Raw genomic sequence first — 18,184 nt, forward strand, 5'->3', positions numbered from 1 at the left:
AGGGCACCTTTACAGGCTGGTTTGGAAAGTCAGGGTGACGCGTCCGCGATCCGTGCTGCCCATCGCGCCCACGCGGTCTTCAACATCGCCAGCATCCGAGTAGAGCAGGCCGACCTTGTATTTCATGTTGATGTCGGCCGTGACTCCCGTTGACCAGGCGTACGAACGCTCAGCCGAACCCATCAGGACCGCCGAGTTACCGTGCAGGCCGTAACCGGCCACGGTCAGGTTCCCGGTCAGATCCACCCCGGGAAGTACCTGAAGCCATGTCGGCATGAGCACCAGCGAGAGGCTGCTGGCATTGCGGGTTCCGCAACCTGGACCATCTTTGGCGTCTTCACACTGGCTGAAGACTTGTTCGTTATGGGTGACCTTATCCAGGTAGGTGTAACCGAGTTCGGCCAGCACGATGCCTGTGTCGTACAGCGGCAAGGTCGGCAGCGCGGCCTGGGCATTCAACAGCGCATGCACGGTATTACCGGTTGCACCGTCGAGGTTACCACTGAGTATCGGGCCGCCCGTGCTGTCCAGCGCGGTACCGCGACGGTAGGAAACCTCCGCGCCCCAGCTGATTTCCTGCCAGTTGAAGTTGGTAAAGGCACCAAACAGATCAACGCCACGGTTATAGACCTGATGGAAGCGAAGCCCGGTGATGGGGTCGGCAGGATCAACCGCGAAGTTGACAGGCCAGGGCTGCATTTCATCAAAGCGCCGATACACCAGCCCGATGGTCCCGGCGTACCACTGCGGCGTCATATTGAGCTGCACGCCGAAGTTGCCACGCTGTTTGTCCCGGGGTTCGATGACCTCGCCCTGGTTGATGTAGAAATTACCCAGGCCTGGAAACGCGCCTGCAAAAATTCGCCCGTCGCCTGCGTAGAGAAAGTCAGGTCCGCCCAAGAACGTGCCGCCTTCACTGGGCCGGTTTGGCTTCCAGTCAAAGTGGTAATAGCCCGCCAGGGAAAACGTATCGTTCAGTTGGCTCTGGAAAGAAATCTGAGGCAGAGGCATGGCCAATTCCTTGGGCGATGCACCCGGCGTTTCCGCGCCTTTTTGCAAGTTGCTGGGCTGCTGGCTCCAGGAAATCGCATCCGTGGAGTTGATCTGAGCCACACCCCAGACAAGGGAGTGCTGCCCAAGCTTGGCTGAAATCGGGGTATCGCCCAGATTGAAGGTGCCGAAGACAAACGCATCGAGAATCTCGCCGGACGGCCCGTTGTAATAACGCTGGGCCGAGCGCGACAGCTTGCCGTCTGCGTAGGCAGAGATGCCGCGTAAATCGGGATTACTCTTGAGGTCATGATCGTCGTAAGCGTTGTCGTACCAGCCTGTGGCGCTGATCCGCGCGCCATAATCGTCCCTGTAAATCAGGTCCATCTCAGTCAGCACATCGAGACGACGCTTCCACATATCGCCATTCCTGGCGAAATAGTCTGACTGATGGTTAGTGGGATCATTACCAATGTCCTTGGCAATACTTTCCGTACGCCAGCCCATTCCCAAACGGAATTCGGTGGTCCAGTTGATTTGCAATTCAGGGTTGCCGGTATTGATAGAAATGGCCTGAGCCAATGGACTCACCATCGCACCGGCCAATAACACCGGTACCAGAAACCTGTAACCGCTATGGGCTGCAGTACTCTTCTTCTTGTGCATGTTGCTCTCCGCAAGTCCAAGTCTGGTTTTATTGTTGTTCAGCTTGTCCTGGTGACAGGCTAGGGCTGGCAGATCCCCACTCCTCGACGTCACGGTTAGTTTCAGCACAAAGCACCCTGCCGGCATGCCCTATATTGATTAGCCAACTTCAAGCACTCGCTGCGACCTCTCCCCGTTTCCAACACTAATCGCCACCTAATCAATTCTGGGCATGCTCGACTCGCCCGTTCGCGGTGAAGCTATGGCAAGAGCGCCTGACAGCGAAACCTGTTCAGCCTTTCACTTCCGAAAACAAGAAAAAGCACGGCATCAAACACCGTGCTTGATTACGGAGATCGCGTGCCCATGAAGGTATTTACCGAAAATAAAAAATGCGCCGTGCTGGTGGTTGGCTCTGGCGCGGGCGCTTTGCTCGCAGCCAATCGGGCTCACGACCTGGGGATGCATGTCGTCGTTATCGAAAAGAGTGATCGCTACGGCGGCACCTCCGCACTGTCTGGCGGCGGTATCTGGATCCCCAACAACAGGGACATCCGTCATCAGGACTCGATCGAAGAAGCCCTGACCTATTTCAAAGCCTGTACACGCGGTCTGGTGTCGGATGAAAAGCTGCTGGCCTACCTCGATTCGGCACCAGAGATGGTCGAGTACATGCACCAGCAAGTAGGCGTCAAATACAACGCGGTGCAGGGTTACTCGGACTACTGCCAACTACTACCGGGCGCGTCGGACACGGGGCGAACGATGTTCGTCGAGCCTGTAGACGCAGGCATTTTAGGCGATGATTTTTTCGCCCTGCGCGAAGCCGACATGGGCGCAAAACTGTTTGGTCGCATTGCACTGGATTATTACGACGGGCAACTGCTCGGTGCTCGGGCCAAGGGCTGGAAACGCAAAATATTTTCACTAATCTGGAACTACTGGTCGGACGTTGCCTGGCGTCTCAAGACACGCCGTGATCGCCGGGTAACCATGGGTAACGCCCTGATCGCAGGCTTACGCATCGGACTGAAAACACGTCAGGTTCCCATCCTGCTGAACACCCGCCTAGAGCGCTTTATCGTTGAGAACGGTGTCGTGACCGGCGTCGTTGCCTCCCGCGACGGCAACGAATTCTCCATTCTCGCCAGCCACGGGGTGATTGTCGCTTCCGGCGGCTTTGAACAGAACCAGACGTTGCGTACCAGCCTCCTGAAAGCGCCAACTCAAGCAGAGTGGAGTGTCACGCCCATGCACAACAACACCGGTGATGCACTCCTGGCTGGAGAAAGTATTGGCGCAGACACCGAGTTCACGCACGAAGCCTGGTGGGCACCGACGGTGCGCATTCCGGCAGCAGACACACCTAATGTAAACATGCGCAGCGCACTCTTCATCGAACGCAGTTACGCCCATAGTCTGTGCGTCAACCGGCTCGGCAAGCGCTTTGCCAACGAAGCCATGTCCTATAACGACTTCGGCCACGAGATGCTCAGGGATAACGCCGACACCGGCGCCAATGTCCCCTGCTGGTTTGTCTTCGATGCCAATTACCGCAGGAAAAACATCCTCGGGCGCATCATGCCCGGCTCGATCATGCCCGACTCCAGCCTGCCGCCTGAGTGGTGGGACACCGTGCTTTACCGCGCGGATTCACTCAGCGTACTGGCCAGCAAAATTGGCATCGCCCCTGAGGTGCTGGACGACACGGTTCAGACGTTCAATGGCTACGCCAAAACGGGCATCGACCTGGACTTCAATCGCGGGCACTACAGCTTCGACCTCTTTTACTGTGACCCACGCCACCAACCCAACCCGAGTCTGGGTGCACTTGATAAAGCGCCTTACTACGCCATCCGGGTTGACCTGGGTGACCTGGGCACCAAAGGCGGTTTGAAAGTGGACAGCGATGCCAACGTACTGGATCTGGAAGGCAACCCGATTCCCGGACTCTACGCCATCGGCAATGCCTCCGGCGCCGTGACGGCCCAGTCTTACCCCGGCGCCGGTGGAACACTCGGCCCGGCCCTGACTTTCGGCTACCGCGCCGCCAACCACATCGCCCGAAACGGCCAGCCTCAGATCACACCGGCGAGCGCCCAAAAAGCCCATGCCTGAACACTGATTGTGTCGTCGGCAGGCGACAAACCGCCCCTGCTGGCGCTCGAACACTGGGCGCCAGTACCAGGCCGCCGCCGGCGAAATACCACGATTTCCCCGTAATCGTTCCAGCCCCTTAATAGTGGAGGAGCCTCCTGTGCTCGCCTTATTCAACGAAGAACAACAGATGTTCGAAACCACGGCCAAGCGCCTGGCCCAATCGATCGGCATCGCTAACCCCCATGATCTGAAAACAAAAGATCGTGAACTCGGCTGGAAGATGCTGGCAGAAGTCGGTCTGCTGGGGCTGCGCATGCGCGATGAAGGCATTGCGCTGGCGTCGGGTGTGGAGGTGATGATCGCCGCCCAGGCGCTGGGAGAAACCCTGACGCCACAACCCTTCACGTCTGCCGTGCTGGCCGGCGAATTACTGGCCCTGGCGGGCGCCCCGGACGAACTGCTCGAAGAGCTGGCGGCTGGCGAAACCCGCTATGGCCTTCTGCTGGATCGCTCACTTGAACGCCTCGCCGCACCCGACGAAGCCGGCGCGGTCGCGTGGGATGTCGAGGGTGCGCATTACGCCCTCGGGCTGATCAATGGCCAAGTAGTACGCGTCAGCCTGGATCAGGGCTTCGAGCCCGGCCATGACGCGGCCGACCTAACCCGCCTGCTGTTGCACCGCCGCGCAACCACCCTCCCCCCTCAGCCCATCGGCACACCGCTGAGCCAAGAACAGCTCAAGCGCTGGCTGGCGTTGGCGCTGGTGGCCGTGTCTGCCGACATCGTCGGCGTCATCAGTGGCGCGCAGGCCGGTGCGGTGGCTTACACCCGGGAGCGTGTCCAGTACGACGCACTGATCGGGACGTTCCAGGCCATTCAGCACTTGTGCGCCGAGATGCTGGTCCAGGCGCAGGCCGCCCACAGCATCAACTGTTTTGCCGCCTGGGCAGTCGATCAGCTGGATGCGGATCAGGCATTGCTCGCCGCGCGTACTGCCAAAGCCTATGCCGCGTCGGTCGCCCTGCCGGTCACCGAAACCGTTATGCAGGTTTACGGCGGGATAGGCCAAACCTGGGAGCACATCGCCCACGTCTATACCCGTCGCGCCCTGCTCAATGCCCGCCTGTTGGGTGACGAATCCTATCAATTGCAGCGAATTGCCGATGCCCGCCTGGGAGCACAGTAAATGGATTACCGAGATAGCGCCGAAGAGGCCAAATTCCGTCTTGAGCTACGCGAATGGTTCAAGCACAACATCCCCGCCAACTGGCGCGAAATCACCGACCCTCAAGGCCTGCGGGCGTTGACCAAGAGCTGGCACAAGGCGCTCTATGCCGACGGCTACATCGGTTTGAACTGGCCCAAAGAATATGGCGGTCAGGGCCTGTCGCCCACCTTCGATGCCATCCTCAATGACGAGGCAGGGCGTGCCGATGCACCCCGTCTGCCAGGCATGGTGAATTACCTTGGGCGAGCGATTTTCACCTACGGCACCGAAGAGCAAAAGCTGCAGTTTTTGCCCACGCTCCTGAGCGGTGAAGTGCAGTGGTGCCAGGGCTTCAGCGAGCCGGGCGCCGGCTCGGATCTGGCGTCCCTGCGCACTCGCGCCGACCTGGACGGCGACACCTATCGGGTCAATGGCCAAAAAATGTGGACCAGTGGTGCCTTGCAAGCCGACTGGTGTCTGCTGCTGGCCCGAACCGACAGCAGCGCGGCCAAGCACAAGGGAATCTCCTGCCTGCTCACCCCGCTCAATGCCCCCGGCATCACCGTGAACCCGATTGTTCTGCACAGTGGCGAACCGGAAACCGCCGAAGTGTTCTTCGACGATGTACTGATCCCGCAGACACAACGCATCGGCGACCCCGGCGCAGGCTGGCGCATCGCGATGACCACCGTGGCTTACGAGCGCGGCGCATCGGACACCGGCTCCATTTCAGTACTGCGTCGCCAGTTACGTGAGCTTGAGCAGATCGCTCATAAAAAGGGTCTGATAAGCACTGCGAGCACTCGCATGAAACTGGCCCGCGCCCATGTCGACATCGAAGCCTTGAGCCTCAACGTCGCCCAACAATTGTCGTCACGCCTGGCGGGTCGAGACCCAGGGCCGGAAGGTTCAGTGGGCAAGCTGCTGTGGTCCAGGGCGGCGCAATACACCATGCACGTCGCCCTGGATGTACTGGGTGCCGACGCCCTGACAGGCAGTGCCCCTGGCTGGTTGGCCGAGTACTTCACTTCGCGTCCGGTCAGCGTCTACGGGGGCTCCTCGCAGATCCAGAAAAACATCCTCGCCCGCATGCTCGACATGCCCCGCTGACCCCTTGGGAGAATCATCATGCGTTTGAACAATCGTGTCGCCGTTGTCACAGGTGCCTCACAAGGTATCGGCCAGGCCATTGCTAACCTCTACGCCAAGGAAGGCGCCAAGGTCGCTATCGTCGATATCAATATCGCGGCCGGCGAGGCTGCGGCCGCACAGATCAACGCCGAAGGTGGCACCGCCTTGTTTGTCCGCTGCGATATTTCCAGTCGCAGCGAAGTCGATGCAGCAGCGGCGGCCATCAAGGCCAGCCTCGGCCCCATCGACATTCTGGTGAACAATGCCGGCATCACTCGCCCGGCCATGCTGCACAAGATGACTGACACCGAGTGGAAGCAGGTGATCGACGTTCACCTTCACGGCTCGTTCTATTGGTTGCAGGCGGTCGTCCACAACATGATCGAACGCCGCTGGGGCCGCATCATCTTCGCCAGCTCTTCCACCGCCCAAAACGGCTCGATCGGCCAGATCAATTACGCCGCCGCCAAGTCGGCGATGCTCGGCATGATGCGCACCGCCGCCCGTGAACTGGGCAAGCACAACATTCTGGTCAATGCCGTCGCGCCTGCGGCGGCCACCGAGATGACCAAAGCGATCATGACCGATCCCAAGTTCGCTGATGCCCGAGAAGCCGCGCTCAAACAGCATCCACTACGCCGCTCGGCCGAGACGACCGAGATCGCCCCGACCTTCCTCTATCTGGCCAGCGAAGAGTCCTCGTACATGACGGGACAAGTGCTGTCCGTGGACGGCGGTTCAATGATGGTGCGTTGAGCACCGGCGACTTTGATTCGTAAATGACAGGACAATAACAATGAACCGACCAGACACGGCCACACCCGATCTTGATCGCTTGCTGTCTCCTCGCTCGATCGCCATGGTGGGAGCGTCCAACAACTTGAACAGCATTGGGGGGCTGGTCTTTGCCAATCTCAAGCGAAGCTTTACCGGCGCGCTCTATCCGATTCACCCCAAGGACACCGAGGTCCAGGGCGCCCGCGCCTACGCCAGCCTTCACGATATGCCGCAGACAGTCGATCTGGTGGTCATCGCCGTGGCCAGTCATGCCGTTGAAGGTGTGATGGAGCAGGCCGCCAGCATAGGCGTCGGCGGCGTGGTCCTGCTCTCTTCCGGCTTCGCCGAAGCCGGTGCCGAGGGCATCGCCTTGCAGCAACGGGTTACCGACATGGCCAAGGCGGCGGGTATCCGAGTGATCGGCCCCAACTGCATCGGCTACTTGAACATCAGCGGCGGTGTAATGGCGAACTTTGCCCTGACACCCGATGAACCCCTGCCACCCGGGGGCGGCGTGGCCCTGGTGTCACAAAGCGGCGGTTTCGGTTCCTACCTGACGACCAAGGGTTTATTGACCGGTCTGCGTCTGGGCTGGTTCGTCAGCACGGGCAATGAACTGGATGTGAATATTGCCGGGGTGCTGCGCTATCTGGTCGAGCGCCCAGAAGTTCGCGTCCTGCTGGCGTTCAGCGAAACACTGCGCGATCCACACATATTCATCGAGGCGGCCCGTCGCGCTCATGCCCTCGACAAACCCCTGGTGATTCTCAAAGCGGGCCGTTCGGAAGCCGCCGCCAAGGCGGCAATGAGTCATACCGCTTCAGTGGTCGGTGCCGTCGATGTATTCGATGCGGTCTGCCAGCAGTACGGAGTAATCGTCGCCAATAGCATGGAGGAGATGCTCGACCTCGGAATGATTTTCCAGGATGGCCGCCGCGCCAGGGGTAACCGTCTGGCAATCGTGACGGCGTCCGGTGGTGCCGGAGTCCTATTGGCCGACGAAGCCGGGATGAGCGGGCTGGACGTTCCGACCTTTCCGGATAACGAGCAGACCGACATGCTCAACGTCCTGCACACACCGTTCTTTGGCAGCGTGGCGAACCCCATTGACACCACTGCCGCCGTACGCCCGGAGGCCATTGGATTGTTGCAGAACCTGATCGCCCAGAGCCCTTCGGTCGACATGATCACCACCGTCACCTGGGCACGCGCCATCAGCGCCGCAGAAGACCTCGCCGCGTTCTATCAGCGCATCGACAAGCCGTTAGCTGTGCTTTCCACCGATCTGGTCGAGCCGTTGAAGCAGGCCGGTGTCCCCACCTATACCGATCCACAACGCGTCGCCAGATCTCTCGCGGCGCTGTATCGCCACTCTACGCGCAAGCCGCTGAGCGAGCCGGATAGCAGTCTCATTGACCCGGCTCGGGCACAGCGTGCTCGCCGGCACCTGCAACTGCCTGCCGATGAACGGGTCCTGATGGAAGCACAAGGCAAACGTCTATTTGCGGAGTACGGCATTCCGTTGACCCGAGAAGAATGGGTTCACAGCGAGGACGATGCAGTGGCCGCAGCACGGCAAGTCGGCGGTAAAGTGGTGCTCAAGGTCATGTCTTATCAGTTGCCTCACAAGTCCGATGTGGGCGCCATTCGCCTCGGCTTGCAGGGTGATGCGGCCGTACGCGAGGGTTACCGCGAGATGCTAGCGGAGGTCCGGCTGCGCGCGCCGCACGCCACGCTGGACGGCGTGTTGGTCCAGCAAATGGTACCTGCGCGCATGGAACTGACGTGTGGCCTGCAGCGCGATCCGATATTTGGCCCGATGGTCGCTATCGGTCTGGGCGGCGTGCTGGTGGAGCAATTGGCGGAAACCGCCCTGCTGCGCCCTCCTTTCAACCGGGAAACCGCCCGCTCGGCGCTCGCTCAACTGCTGGACGGGCGTTTGATCCAGGGCCGTCGCGGTCTGTCGGATCAGGAACAGGATCAGGTCGCCGCCATCATGATGGGCATTGGCAACCTGGCCCTGGAGTTGGAGGAAGTCGTGGAAATCGACGTCAACCCGATCAGGGTCGATGCCGGTCTTGCGTTCGCTGCCGACGCCCTGGTGGTTCTTGCCGACACCTCGGCAACCGGTCACTAAGGAAGTGCATGCAATGGCAGACCAATCTCTTATCGGCTATCAGTTCCCGTCTTTTCGATTCAAGGTCGAAGAAGGCAAGCTCGTCGAATTCGCCAAGGCCGTGCACTGCACGCAACCCTGCTACTTCGACCGCCATGCGGCAAGGCAACAGGGCTTCGCCGCCCTACCTGCGGCGCCCACATTCAGTTCGGTGATTGCGCACTGGCAACCCGAAACAGAAGGCAATCCGCTCAATCTCAACCTCGCACGCGTGTTGGCAGGCGGGAACGAATGGGAATACCTGCGTCCTTTGCTGGAGGGCGAAACGTTCACTGTTCGCACAGTCATTTCAGATGTCAGCCAGAAACAAGGCAAGAAGGGTTTGATGACGTTGATTGTGAAGGAGATGAGCTTTTTCGATGAGCACGAGCAACTGGCATTGATAGCCCGCAGCACCATCATTGAAATGCCCCCTCTTCCGGTAGCGAGCGATTACGAGGTCTTGCCCACATGAATAGCATCGCCAATCGTGTTTCTCAGCGTTTTCAAAAAGGTAACGAGGCCCCCGAACGAATTGTCGGGCCGATCACCCGCACCGACATCGTCCGCTACGCCGGTGCCGGAGGGGACTTTAATCCCATCCACCATGACGAAACGTTTGCGCAAAAAGCTGGCTATCGCAGCGTGTTTGCCCACGGCTTGCTCACGGCCGGCATTCTCTCTGCTTACGCAACGTCGTGGCTTGGCCTGAGTGCCTTGCGCAAATACTCAGTGCGCTACGTCTCCCAGGTATGGCCCGGGGATACGCTGATCCTCAGCGGATCTGTCATCGCGGTTGAGCCCATAACCGCAGGAGGTATGCAGGTGAGCTGCCAATTGCTGGTACGGCGCGAGTCGGCTAACGGACAACGTCAGGATGTTCTGGTGGCCAATGCCATGGCGACCTATCACGACACCTGGGAGATCACTCATGACTGATATTCACGAGCGCGCGCCCTATCAACGCTACCTGGAAGGTTTGGCCCGCGACGCGCTGGTTTACCAGCACTGCAGTGGCTGCCAGCGCGCGGTGTTCTACCTGCGGCCCTGCTGCCCGGCCTGTGGCTCGGTGCAGTTGGTGCTGCGTGACAGCCAGCGGCTGGGCACGCTCTATTCGTCCAGCGTCATCTATGACAAAGAGCAGAACTACAACCTCGTGCTGGTCGACCTGGATGAGGGGTTTCGTATGATGAGCACCGTCGTCAATTGCGAGGCGCCTTCCATCGGGGCGCGCGTCAAGGCACGGGTCGAGAAACTGGCGGGGCAAGAGCCTCGTGTAGTGTTCGAACTGATCGAAGGAGTCGTCGCATGAGTGCCCATCATTTGCGCGGTGCTGCCGCTGTCGTTGGCATCGCCGAGTCCGATCTGGGCGATGTCGGGCCAGAACGCTATTCGATCGAGCTCGCCGCCCAGGCCGCCGTCCGCGCCCTGTCTGACGCGGGCCTGGGCATGCAGGATGTCGACGGTCTTTTCGGCTGCGTGACCGGACGCTTCATGCCCAACCTTGATCTGGGCGAGTACCTGGGTATTCGTCCCCGCTACAGCGATAGCGGCAATATTGGCGGTAGTTCGTTCGTGTCGTATCTGCTGCACGCAGCGGTCGCACTTCAAGCGGGTCTGTGTGATACCGCCCTGATTGTTTACGGCAGCACACCGCGTGCGGATGGTCATCGCAAACTCTCACCCGGTGGCCTGATAGAAAGGCCCAATTACGAAGCGCCATACAGGCCTCGCCATCCGGTCTCCGGATACGCGCTGGCCACCGTACGCCACATGCACCAATACGGCACAACACGCGAACAGTTGGCGCAGGTGGCCGTGGCCGCACGGGCCTGGGCACTGTTGAACCCGGTCGCCTTCTGTCACGACAAGGGCGAGCTGAGCATCGACGATGTGCTGAACAGCAAGCAGGTCTGCAGCCCCTTGAGTGTGCGCGATTGCTGTCTGGTCACCGACGGCGGCGGTGCCGTGGTGATGACCCGTGCCGACCGCGCTCGGGATCTCGCCAGGCCGCCGGTGTACGTGCTGGGCGCCGGTGAGGCCCATTCGCACCGAGCCATCTCGCAGATGCCGGACCTGACCACGACGATCGCCACCGAGTCCTCGGCCCGCGCTTATGCGATGGCCGGCGTCAAGCCGGGCGACATTGATGTCGTGCAGCTCTACGACGCGTTCACCATCAATACCATCATGTTCCTGGAAGACCTGGGGTTCTGTGCCAAGGGCGAAGGCGGTGCCTTCGTCAGCGATGGCCGCATCGCCCCGGGCGGAGCTCTGGCGGTCAACACCAACGGTGGCGGCCTGTCTTATTGCCACCCTGGCATGTATGGGATTTTCGCGATCATCGAAGCGGTGCGCCAACTGCGCGGTGAGGCGGGACTCAGGCAACAGAGCAACGTTGAACTCGCCCTGGCCCACGGCAATGGCGGTCAATTTTCCAGCCAGGTCACCGCCATTCTCGGCACGCAGGCCACGCTATGAGTGTCGTACTGCGAGAGCGACAGGGCTCGACGCTGGTGATCACGCTCAATCGTCCGGACTCGCTGAATGCTTTCAACAGCGAGCTGCACCGTGAGCTCTCTGACTCCTGGCACGAAGCAAGCCACGCGGACATACGCGCGGTAGTGCTCACCGGCAATGGTCGGGGCTTCTGCGCCGGGGCTGACCTCAATACCGTGCACAACCCCGAAGAGGCGGGCCACAACACGCTACGCCATACCTTCAACGCCCACACGCTGGCCATGGCGTCGCTGGACAAGCCGGTGATTGCCGCCGTCAACGGTGCCGCCGCCGGGGCGGGTCTGTCGCTGGCCTGTGCCGCCGATATTCGTATTGCCTCGACCCACGCCAAATTCGTGCCGGCCTTCGTCGACATCGGGCTGGTGCCCGATGCCGGCGGCAGTTGGTACATCACTCGGCTGCTGGGCTACGCCAGAGCGTTCGCCTGGCTGAGCAGCAACCGTCGCCTTGGCGTGGAGGAAGCGCACGCCTGGGGGCTGGTCAGTGAAATTCTGGAACCGCAACAGTTACTCGATCGCGCCCTACAGATAGCCGCAGAGCTGGCGGCCAAGCCCGGACTCGCCGTCGGCCTGACCAAGCGGCTGTTGAATCACGCCACACGGCACAGCCTGGCCGAGCAACTGGAGGCCGAGGTGACGATGCAAAACCTGGCCCTGCTCAGCCCTGAGCGCGCCCAAGCCCGCACCGCGATGCAAGAAAAACTCAACCGACGCTGAACCTCGAACCGAATAAGACCAAGGAGTTTCTCATGCCCGATTACGGACGCTTTCGCAGCATACTCGCCGAACAACAGGAGTGTGTGCTGACCCTGACCCTCAACCGCCCGGATCGCCTGAATGCGATAGGCGATGACATGCACGAAGGGCTGGAAGCCATTCTGGCGGATCTGCGCCGCGACACCCAAGTGCGGGCCGTGGTGCTCAGGGGCGCCGGGCGCGCCTTCTGCGTCGGAGGGGATGTCAAAGCCTTTGCCGACTCGTCACAGGTCGAACGCACGCCCTATGAAGACCTCGCTCTGGTCACCGAGAGCGCCGCCCGTCTCATCGAGCTCTTTGTGGCAGTGCCACAGCCGATGGTGGCAGCCGTCCAGGGCTATGCGATGGGGCTCGGTGCAACCCTGGCGCTGATGTGCGATGTGGTGATCATGGCCGAGGACGCTCAGATCGCCGACACCCACGTGCCCATAGGTCTGGTGGCCGGTGATGGTGGCGCACTCGCCTGGCCGTTGGCGATGCCTTTGGGCGCCGCCAAGTACTACCTGATGACCGGCGAACGCCTCAATGGGGTCGAGGCTGCTCGTCTGGGACTGGCCCTGCGTGCGGTGCCGGCGGATGAACTACAAGCTCAGGCCTTCACCATTGCCCAACGCATGGCCGCCCTGCCCCCGCTTGCCTTGCAGGGCACCAAACGTACGCTGAACAAAATCCTCACCCATCGCAGCCAATTGGTGATGGAGACGGGGCTGCACCTGGAGGCGGCAACGTTCCTCAGCAACGACCACAAGGAAGCGGCCAGCGCATTCGTGGAAAAGCGATCTCCTACCTTCCATGGCCGCTGATATGCGCTCAAGTCCTTCCAGCATGGGCTGGTTGAGTGGCATTTCCCTAGAGGTGCGCTGCCTGTGTGTCATCAGCTTCATCTCCGCCGTTGGCTTTGGTATCCAGTCCCCCGCGATACCGGTCTTTGGTCAGTCATTGGGCGTGGGGAGCACGATGATTGGCATGATCATCGCGTCCTTTCCCTTCGCCCGGCTTCTGATGGCTTGGCCGGGAGGACGGCTGGTGAACCAACTGGGCGAATATCGCCTGCTCTGCGGGGGGTTGGCGCTGCTGGCACTCAGCAGTATTGGCGCTGGGATGGCCACCTCAGCCAGTGAGCTGCTGGTGTTTCGCGGGCTGTGCGGTGTCGGCTCGATCTTCTACAGCATCTCGGCCATGAACCTGATGCTGCGCACCACTCAGGCCAGTCACCGAGGGCGGGCCTCGGGCCTGTTCATGGGGGCCTATTACGTGGGAACCGTCACAGGCCCGGCGATTGGCAGCCTGTTCGTGGGCATGTCGGTACGCTTGCCGTTTTTCATCTACGGCGCGGGCGCCGGTGCCGCGTGTGTCGTTGCAATGCTGCTGCTTCGACACCTGCGTCACCAACGGTCAGCACAATTGACCTCCGGCAAGTCGCCGGTGAGTGTTGCCCAGGCGCTGCGTTTGCCCTCCTACCGCGCTGCCCTCGCCAGCAACTTCGCGATTGGCTTTGCCGTCTATGGCGTCAGGGTTTCGATTCTGCCGCTGTTTCTGCTGGTGATCTTGCAACAGCCCGCCAAGTGGATTGGCATCGGCCTGACGGTCGGTGCGCTGGCACAGACGCTGCTTTTGCCCAAGTCCGGGCAACTGGTCGATACCTGGGGCAGGAAAGCGACCCTGATGTTGGGCCTGGCGCTGGTGCTGTGCAGCTTTCTGACCATTGTGATCGGCGAGTCGTTGTCGACTTATCTCGCCGGGATGGCTTTCATGGGTCTCGGCACCGCCTTCTGTGCAACATCCGCCGCGGCGACTGCGGGTGATGTCGCCGATGGCCGTGGCGGCACGGTGATCGCCAGCTATCAAATGTCAGCCGACCTGGGCATGGTCATTGGGCCCATCCTGATTGGCTTGATCGCTGAACGCGGTTCTTATGCTCTGGCACTCGGCTGCACGGCTGGGTTACTGGCCCTTGCGGGCTTGATGTCTTTCTTCATGCCTCACACCAACCACACGGAGAACAAAAAATGAGTGACTGGGCTGAGTCAAGGATTCTCAACCTCGCGGGTAAACGCGCACTGGTCACCGGGGCGGCCAGTGGCATTGGTTACGAAGCTGCGCGTGCCCTGGCATTGGCGGGCGCCCAGGTGCTGATCGTCGACCGGGATCAGGCGGGCGGCACGGCCGCAGTCCAGCGTATTCGAGACCTGCGCGCAGACGCCAACGTGGAGTTCGCCTCCCTGGACCTTGGCAACCTGCAAGCCATCGAGCAGTTCAGCGATCTGTTGCTTGCACAGGACTTGCCCCTGGACATCCTGCTCAACAATGCCGGCATCCAACCGCTGAGCACACGGCGCACCACGGCGGACGGTCATGAGTTGACCTTTGGCATCGGCCACCTCGGCCACTTTGCCCTGACTGCTCGCCTGTTACCGCTGCTGCTGGCCGCCTCTGCGCCCCGCGTCGTCACCACCTCCAGCCTGATGCACAAACAAGGTTGGTTCGATCGCGACGACCTGCACCTTGAATCGAATTACGAAGCCCAGCGCGCCTATAACCAGACCAAACTGGCCAACCTGATATTCGCCCGAGAGTTACAGCGTCGTGCCGATCAGGCAGGCGTCGCGCTGACCAGCGTGGCCGTTCACCCGGGGGTGGCCCGTACCAACATCGGCGCCAACCGTAACCGACAGGGCACGCTGCACTGGAAGGACCATCTGGTGAGTCTGACGCTGTCGGTCGTCATGCCGTTGTTCGGCCAGGACGCCGCGCAGGGCGCCCTACCCTTGTTGTATGGTGCCACTGCCCACCCCATTGAACCGGGCGGGTTCTATGGTCCGCGCGGTTTTGGCGAAATGAAAGGTCCGCCCGGCCCGGCCCATGTTGCAGCCAGTGCTTTGGCTCCCGAGATGAGCACATGGCTCTGGGAGACCTCTGCTTGGCTCACGGGGACGGACTTTGCGCACCTCGCCCTGAACATGCAGCAACCTATCCCCTCAGTAGCCGGTTAATAACGGAGTCCTTATGCCTACCGAAGCACAGATGAAGAACGCCCTGCAGTCTTATATCGATGCCTTCAACCGCAACGACTTGAACGCCGTTGTCGCGCTGTACAGCGACGACGCTACTGTGGAAGACCCTTACGGCACGCCCGCCAAGGCCGGAAAAACGCAGATCGAGGCGTTCTACCGCACCGCCATGAATTTCGGTTCCGTGCTGAGCCTTTCAGCCCCCATCCGCGCCTCTCACGGCGATGCAGCCGCCATGGCCTTCCAGGCAGTGATGAAGACACCTCAAGGTGAGGTGCGGGTCAATGTCATCGACGTCATGACCTTTACCGAGGAAGGGCTTATCAAATCGATGCGTGCTTACTTTGGTCCAGGCGACATCGAAACGCCGGCCTCTGTCTGACCCGTTTCTGCACGAGACTTTCAGATGGCACTGAGAGTCGTGGCGAACCGAAACATCAGCACTACTTGTGCAGTTTCAGGCTCAGCGCAATCAGCAACGCCGACGCCATGACCGAGAAGAGCAGGCCCACGCTGAGCGCCTGACCCATGCTGCTCACCCCCAGCGCCAACCCCAGCAGCGCACTGCCCAGTGCTCCGCCATAGGTGCGTGCGGTTGAAATCAGTCCCGTGGCAGCGCCGACATGCTGCACAGGCGCGGCCATCTGCATGAACAACATCTGGTTCTGGTTAATCACACCCAACCCCAGGCCACATAAGCCGAAGCTGGTGAAGATGTAGGCCGATGAGCTTTGCGGGTTCAACAGATAGAGAAGCGCACATCCTGCAAGCAGCAACAACGCGCCCATTGCCATCAACCGTTGCGGTCGACGCTGGCGGCGAAACAGCAGGCCGTTGAGTATGCTGCCCACCGGCATGCCGACCAGCATGGGAATCATCGCCACTCCGGCTTCGACCAGGCTCAAACCAACGACTTCATGCAGCAGCGTCGGGCTGTAGAAAAACAGAATGAACAGCACGGCACCACTGAGCAACGTGGAGACAATGATTTGCCGCGCCGCCCGGTTGCGCAGGATCTCAAGTGCCATGATGGGTTGCGTCACCCGTTGCTGATGCCGCCAGAGGATCATCAGCGCAAGCCCGCACAGCACCCACCAACCGACGAACGATGCGATAGATTGCACATCCGCAAGATGCTCTTGCAAGGCCATGAGTGAAGACACGATAAAGACACATAACAGGCCGCCGCCGAGCGCATCGAACCGCTGAGTCTGCAGATGCACAGGTCGGTTGGCAGGAAGAAAACCCAGGATCATCAGTACCGGTAGACCGACTACCGGGACCACGAACAGCGCCGAGCGCCAGCCAAACGCGTCGCTGAACATCGCGCCCAACAAGGGACCAAAACTGCTCGACAAGGCAAACATAACACCGCTGACACTTTGCCACCGGACACGCTGCACAGGATCGGGAAAAACATCGGCAGGCACGGCAAAGGCGGTGGCGGCCATCATGCCGAGCGCGACGCCATTGAGCACGCGCATCGCCAGCAAGTGCTCCATCGTCAAGGCCATTCCACTGCCGACACCCGCCAGGCAGAGCAAAGCAATCGCCCCTTGCAGCAGGCGCTTGCGACCATACATGTCCCCCAGCCGCGCAGTGATGGGCGTTGCGCAGGCCGAGGCCAGCATCTGCAAGGTGCCCGTCAGCGGAAAGCGCTCAAGGCCATTGAGCTCATGGGCAGCCAGTGGAAGGATGCTGCCACCGATGGTGGTTTCAAGGCCCAGCAAGAACAGTACGGCATACACCCCACACATCGCGCGTGTTCGCTGCGGCGTCGTCAGTTCAATTGGCCTGTGTGCGCTGGATTGGCTGTTCACCCGCTATTCCCCATTCATTTCGTCTGATCTTGAACCCGCGCGCCGCGCCGCGCCTCGTCAATACAGATTAAGGCCAGGGAAAACCGTGGCACGACGCCTGGGTTTGCGAGCACTGAAAATCGGTGCCTTTCTTCCAGGGAAAACTCAAAATGTAATCCAAGCTGATCAGGGCGACTTGGCTCGCTTGCGGCATGATTCGACTGAGTCAGACAAGAGGACAGTCGAATGCCACCTGAAGTTGAATCTGTAGCCCATACCCAATCCATCGCTGAGTTGCATCCCCTCGCCGAGCGCTTGTACCGCGCACTTCGCGAGGGGGTAACGATCGAGCCCCTGACCTTCAGTGACGACCTGAGCATTGAGGGCGCCTACCGCATCTCGCTCCAGATCCTGGAACGGCGCGAGGCCGATGGCGAGATCGTGATCGGTAAAAAGATTGGCGTCACCAGCAAGCCAGTCCAGGACATGCTCGGTGTTCACCAACCCGATTTCGGCTTTCTCACCGATCGGATGCAGTTCGAAGATGGTGCCTGCATCAGCATCAAGCAGGCCAATCTGATCCAGCCCCGTGCTGAAGGCGAGATCGCGTTCATCCTCAAGGATGAACTGCTGGGCCCAGGCATTACCCGGGAAGATGTACTGCGCGCCACAAAGTCCGTGGTGGCGTGTTTCGAGATCGTCGACTCACGCATCAAGGACTGGAAGATCGCGATCCAGGACACCATCGCTGACAACGCTTCCTGCGGTGTCTTCGTCCTGGGCCAACACCGGATCGACCCTACCGATCTCGACCTCGCCAATGTCCGCCTGGATATGAAACGCAATGGTGAACTGCACTCCAGCGGACTGGGCTCTGCTGTGCAGGGCCACCCCGCGGAGGCTGTTGCCTGGCTGGCCAACACGCTGGGAGCGTTCGGCATGCCCCTGCGCGCCGGTGAAATCATCCTCTCCGGATCATTGGTGCCACTGGTGCCCGTGCAGCCCGGTGACCGCTTTGAACTGAGCATCAGCGGCATTGGCTGCGCCTCGATTCGCTTCACCGAATAAACCTGCCTTTCAATCACGCGAGATAA

At 60.6% G+C, this 18,184-nt stretch carries 17 protein-coding genes; 15 read left to right on the top strand and 2 right to left on the bottom strand.

Features of this window, described 5'->3' with window-relative positions:
• Positions 1 to 9 precede the first annotated feature (9 nt).
• Complete coding sequence (locus V7773_RS01905) at positions 10 to 1,656, bottom strand: DUF1302 domain-containing protein (RefSeq protein WP_336072049.1); 1,647 nt, start codon at positions 1,654 to 1,656, stop codon at positions 10 to 12.
• A 345-nt stretch (positions 1,657 to 2,001) separates the two neighbouring features.
• Between V7773_RS01905 and V7773_RS01910 the strand changes: the two genes are divergently transcribed.
• The 14 genes from V7773_RS01910 to V7773_RS01975 all read left to right on the top strand — a co-directional run bounded on the left by V7773_RS01910 (position 2,002) and on the right by V7773_RS01975 (position 15,673).
• Positions 2,002 to 3,753 (top strand): FAD-binding protein, encoded by a 1,752-nt coding sequence (locus tag V7773_RS01910; protein WP_079443432.1) that lies wholly within the window; start codon positions 2,002 to 2,004, stop codon positions 3,751 to 3,753.
• 139 nt (positions 3,754 to 3,892) lie between these two features.
• The gene (locus V7773_RS01915; RefSeq protein ID WP_336072053.1) at positions 3,893 to 4,921 is read left to right on the top strand and encodes an acyl-CoA dehydrogenase; all 1,029 of its coding nucleotides are present in this window, start codon (positions 3,893 to 3,895) and stop codon (positions 4,919 to 4,921) included.
• The gene (locus V7773_RS01920; protein ID WP_336072055.1) at positions 4,922 to 6,052 is read left to right on the top strand and encodes an acyl-CoA dehydrogenase family protein; all 1,131 of its coding nucleotides are present in this window, start codon (positions 4,922 to 4,924) and stop codon (positions 6,050 to 6,052) included.
• Positions 6,053 to 6,070: 18 nt separating this feature from the next.
• On the top strand, positions 6,071 to 6,829 hold the full coding sequence (locus V7773_RS01925) for an SDR family NAD(P)-dependent oxidoreductase (protein ID WP_079443429.1): 759 nt from the start codon (positions 6,071 to 6,073) through the stop codon (positions 6,827 to 6,829).
• Positions 6,830 to 6,869: 40 nt separating this feature from the next.
• Positions 6,870 to 8,987, top strand: a complete 2,118-nt coding sequence (locus tag V7773_RS01930; RefSeq protein ID WP_079443428.1) for an acetate--CoA ligase family protein — start codon at positions 6,870 to 6,872, stop codon at positions 8,985 to 8,987.
• Between the two features lie 13 nt (positions 8,988 to 9,000).
• Positions 9,001 to 9,480, top strand: coding sequence for an FAS1-like dehydratase domain-containing protein (locus tag V7773_RS01935; protein WP_161493719.1), 480 nt, complete (start codon positions 9,001 to 9,003; stop codon positions 9,478 to 9,480).
• Positions 9,477 to 9,944, top strand: a complete 468-nt coding sequence (locus tag V7773_RS01940; RefSeq protein WP_079443426.1) for a MaoC/PaaZ C-terminal domain-containing protein — start codon at positions 9,477 to 9,479, stop codon at positions 9,942 to 9,944. Before V7773_RS01935 ends, V7773_RS01940 begins: the two co-directional genes overlap by 4 nt.
• Complete coding sequence (locus V7773_RS01945) at positions 9,937 to 10,317, top strand: Zn-ribbon domain-containing OB-fold protein (RefSeq protein ID WP_227778844.1); 381 nt, start codon at positions 9,937 to 9,939, stop codon at positions 10,315 to 10,317. The genes V7773_RS01940 and V7773_RS01945 overlap by 8 nt, the downstream gene beginning before the upstream one ends.
• A complete protein-coding gene (locus V7773_RS01950; protein WP_336072063.1) occupies positions 10,314 to 11,486 on the top strand; it encodes an acetyl-CoA acetyltransferase in 1,173 nt (390 codons plus the stop codon). Before V7773_RS01945 ends, V7773_RS01950 begins: the two co-directional genes overlap by 4 nt.
• Entirely contained in the window at positions 11,483 to 12,241 is a 759-nt protein-coding gene (locus tag V7773_RS01955; protein WP_079443423.1) for an enoyl-CoA hydratase/isomerase family protein, read from the top strand. Before V7773_RS01950 ends, V7773_RS01955 begins: the two co-directional genes overlap by 4 nt.
• 32 nt (positions 12,242 to 12,273) lie before the next feature.
• A complete protein-coding gene (locus tag V7773_RS01960) occupies positions 12,274 to 13,083 on the top strand; it encodes an enoyl-CoA hydratase/isomerase family protein (RefSeq protein WP_079443422.1) in 810 nt (269 codons plus the stop codon).
• Between the two features lies 1 nt (position 13,084).
• Complete coding sequence (locus V7773_RS01965) at positions 13,085 to 14,293, top strand: MFS transporter (RefSeq protein ID WP_336072064.1); 1,209 nt, start codon at positions 13,085 to 13,087, stop codon at positions 14,291 to 14,293.
• Complete coding sequence (locus tag V7773_RS01970; protein ID WP_079443420.1) at positions 14,290 to 15,273, top strand: SDR family oxidoreductase; 984 nt, start codon at positions 14,290 to 14,292, stop codon at positions 15,271 to 15,273. Before V7773_RS01965 ends, V7773_RS01970 begins: the two co-directional genes overlap by 4 nt.
• Before the next feature lie 13 nt (positions 15,274 to 15,286).
• A complete protein-coding gene (locus tag V7773_RS01975) occupies positions 15,287 to 15,673 on the top strand; it encodes a nuclear transport factor 2 family protein (RefSeq protein WP_079443419.1) in 387 nt (128 codons plus the stop codon).
• A 61-nt stretch (positions 15,674 to 15,734) separates the two neighbouring features.
• On the opposite strand, the gene V7773_RS01980 is transcribed toward V7773_RS01975, so the two are convergent.
• Positions 15,735 to 17,048, bottom strand: a complete 1,314-nt coding sequence (locus tag V7773_RS01980; protein ID WP_336072066.1) for an MFS transporter — start codon at positions 17,046 to 17,048, stop codon at positions 15,735 to 15,737.
• 288 nt (positions 17,049 to 17,336) lie between these two features.
• Here V7773_RS01980 and V7773_RS01985 point away from each other — a divergent pair, with 288 nt between their 5' ends.
• Positions 17,337 to 18,158 (top strand): fumarylacetoacetate hydrolase family protein, encoded by an 822-nt coding sequence (locus tag V7773_RS01985; protein ID WP_336072068.1) that lies wholly within the window; start codon positions 17,337 to 17,339, stop codon positions 18,156 to 18,158.
• Positions 18,159 to 18,184: the final 26 nt, after the last annotated feature.

Origin of the sequence: Pseudomonas sp. 3JA (assembly GCF_036961705.1) — a bacterium.
Taxonomy (GTDB): domain Bacteria; phylum Pseudomonadota; class Gammaproteobacteria; order Pseudomonadales; family Pseudomonadaceae; genus Aquipseudomonas; species Aquipseudomonas fluorescens_Q.

Bases quoted from the DNA above. Each gene is read 5' to 3' on its own strand.
- V7773_RS01905 (WP_336072049.1), bottom strand. From the start codon at position 1,656: ATGCACAAGAAGAAGAGTACTGCAGCCCATAGCGGTTACAGGTTTCTG.
- V7773_RS01910 (WP_079443432.1), top strand. From the start codon at position 2,002: ATGAAGGTATTTACCGAAAATAAAAAATGCGCCGTGCTGGTGGTTGGC.
- V7773_RS01920 (WP_336072055.1), top strand. From the start codon at position 4,922: ATGGATTACCGAGATAGCGCCGAAGAGGCCAAATTCCGTCTTGAGCTA.
- V7773_RS01925 (WP_079443429.1), top strand. From the start codon at position 6,071: ATGCGTTTGAACAATCGTGTCGCCGTTGTCACAGGTGCCTCACAAGGT.
- V7773_RS01930 (WP_079443428.1), top strand. From the start codon at position 6,870: ATGAACCGACCAGACACGGCCACACCCGATCTTGATCGCTTGCTGTCT.
- V7773_RS01935 (WP_161493719.1), top strand. From the start codon at position 9,001: ATGGCAGACCAATCTCTTATCGGCTATCAGTTCCCGTCTTTTCGATTC.
- V7773_RS01940 (WP_079443426.1), top strand. From the start codon at position 9,477: ATGAATAGCATCGCCAATCGTGTTTCTCAGCGTTTTCAAAAAGGTAAC.
- V7773_RS01945 (WP_227778844.1), top strand. From the start codon at position 9,937: ATGACTGATATTCACGAGCGCGCGCCCTATCAACGCTACCTGGAAGGT.
- V7773_RS01950 (WP_336072063.1), top strand. From the start codon at position 10,314: ATGAGTGCCCATCATTTGCGCGGTGCTGCCGCTGTCGTTGGCATCGCC.
- V7773_RS01955 (WP_079443423.1), top strand. From the start codon at position 11,483: ATGAGTGTCGTACTGCGAGAGCGACAGGGCTCGACGCTGGTGATCACG.
- V7773_RS01960 (WP_079443422.1), top strand. From the start codon at position 12,274: ATGCCCGATTACGGACGCTTTCGCAGCATACTCGCCGAACAACAGGAG.
- V7773_RS01965 (WP_336072064.1), top strand. From the start codon at position 13,085: ATGCGCTCAAGTCCTTCCAGCATGGGCTGGTTGAGTGGCATTTCCCTA.
- V7773_RS01970 (WP_079443420.1), top strand. From the start codon at position 14,290: ATGAGTGACTGGGCTGAGTCAAGGATTCTCAACCTCGCGGGTAAACGC.
- V7773_RS01975 (WP_079443419.1), top strand. From the start codon at position 15,287: ATGCCTACCGAAGCACAGATGAAGAACGCCCTGCAGTCTTATATCGAT.
- V7773_RS01980 (WP_336072066.1), bottom strand. From the start codon at position 17,048: ATGTGTGGGGTGTATGCCGTACTGTTCTTGCTGGGCCTTGAAACCACC.
- V7773_RS01985 (WP_336072068.1), top strand. From the start codon at position 17,337: ATGCCACCTGAAGTTGAATCTGTAGCCCATACCCAATCCATCGCTGAG.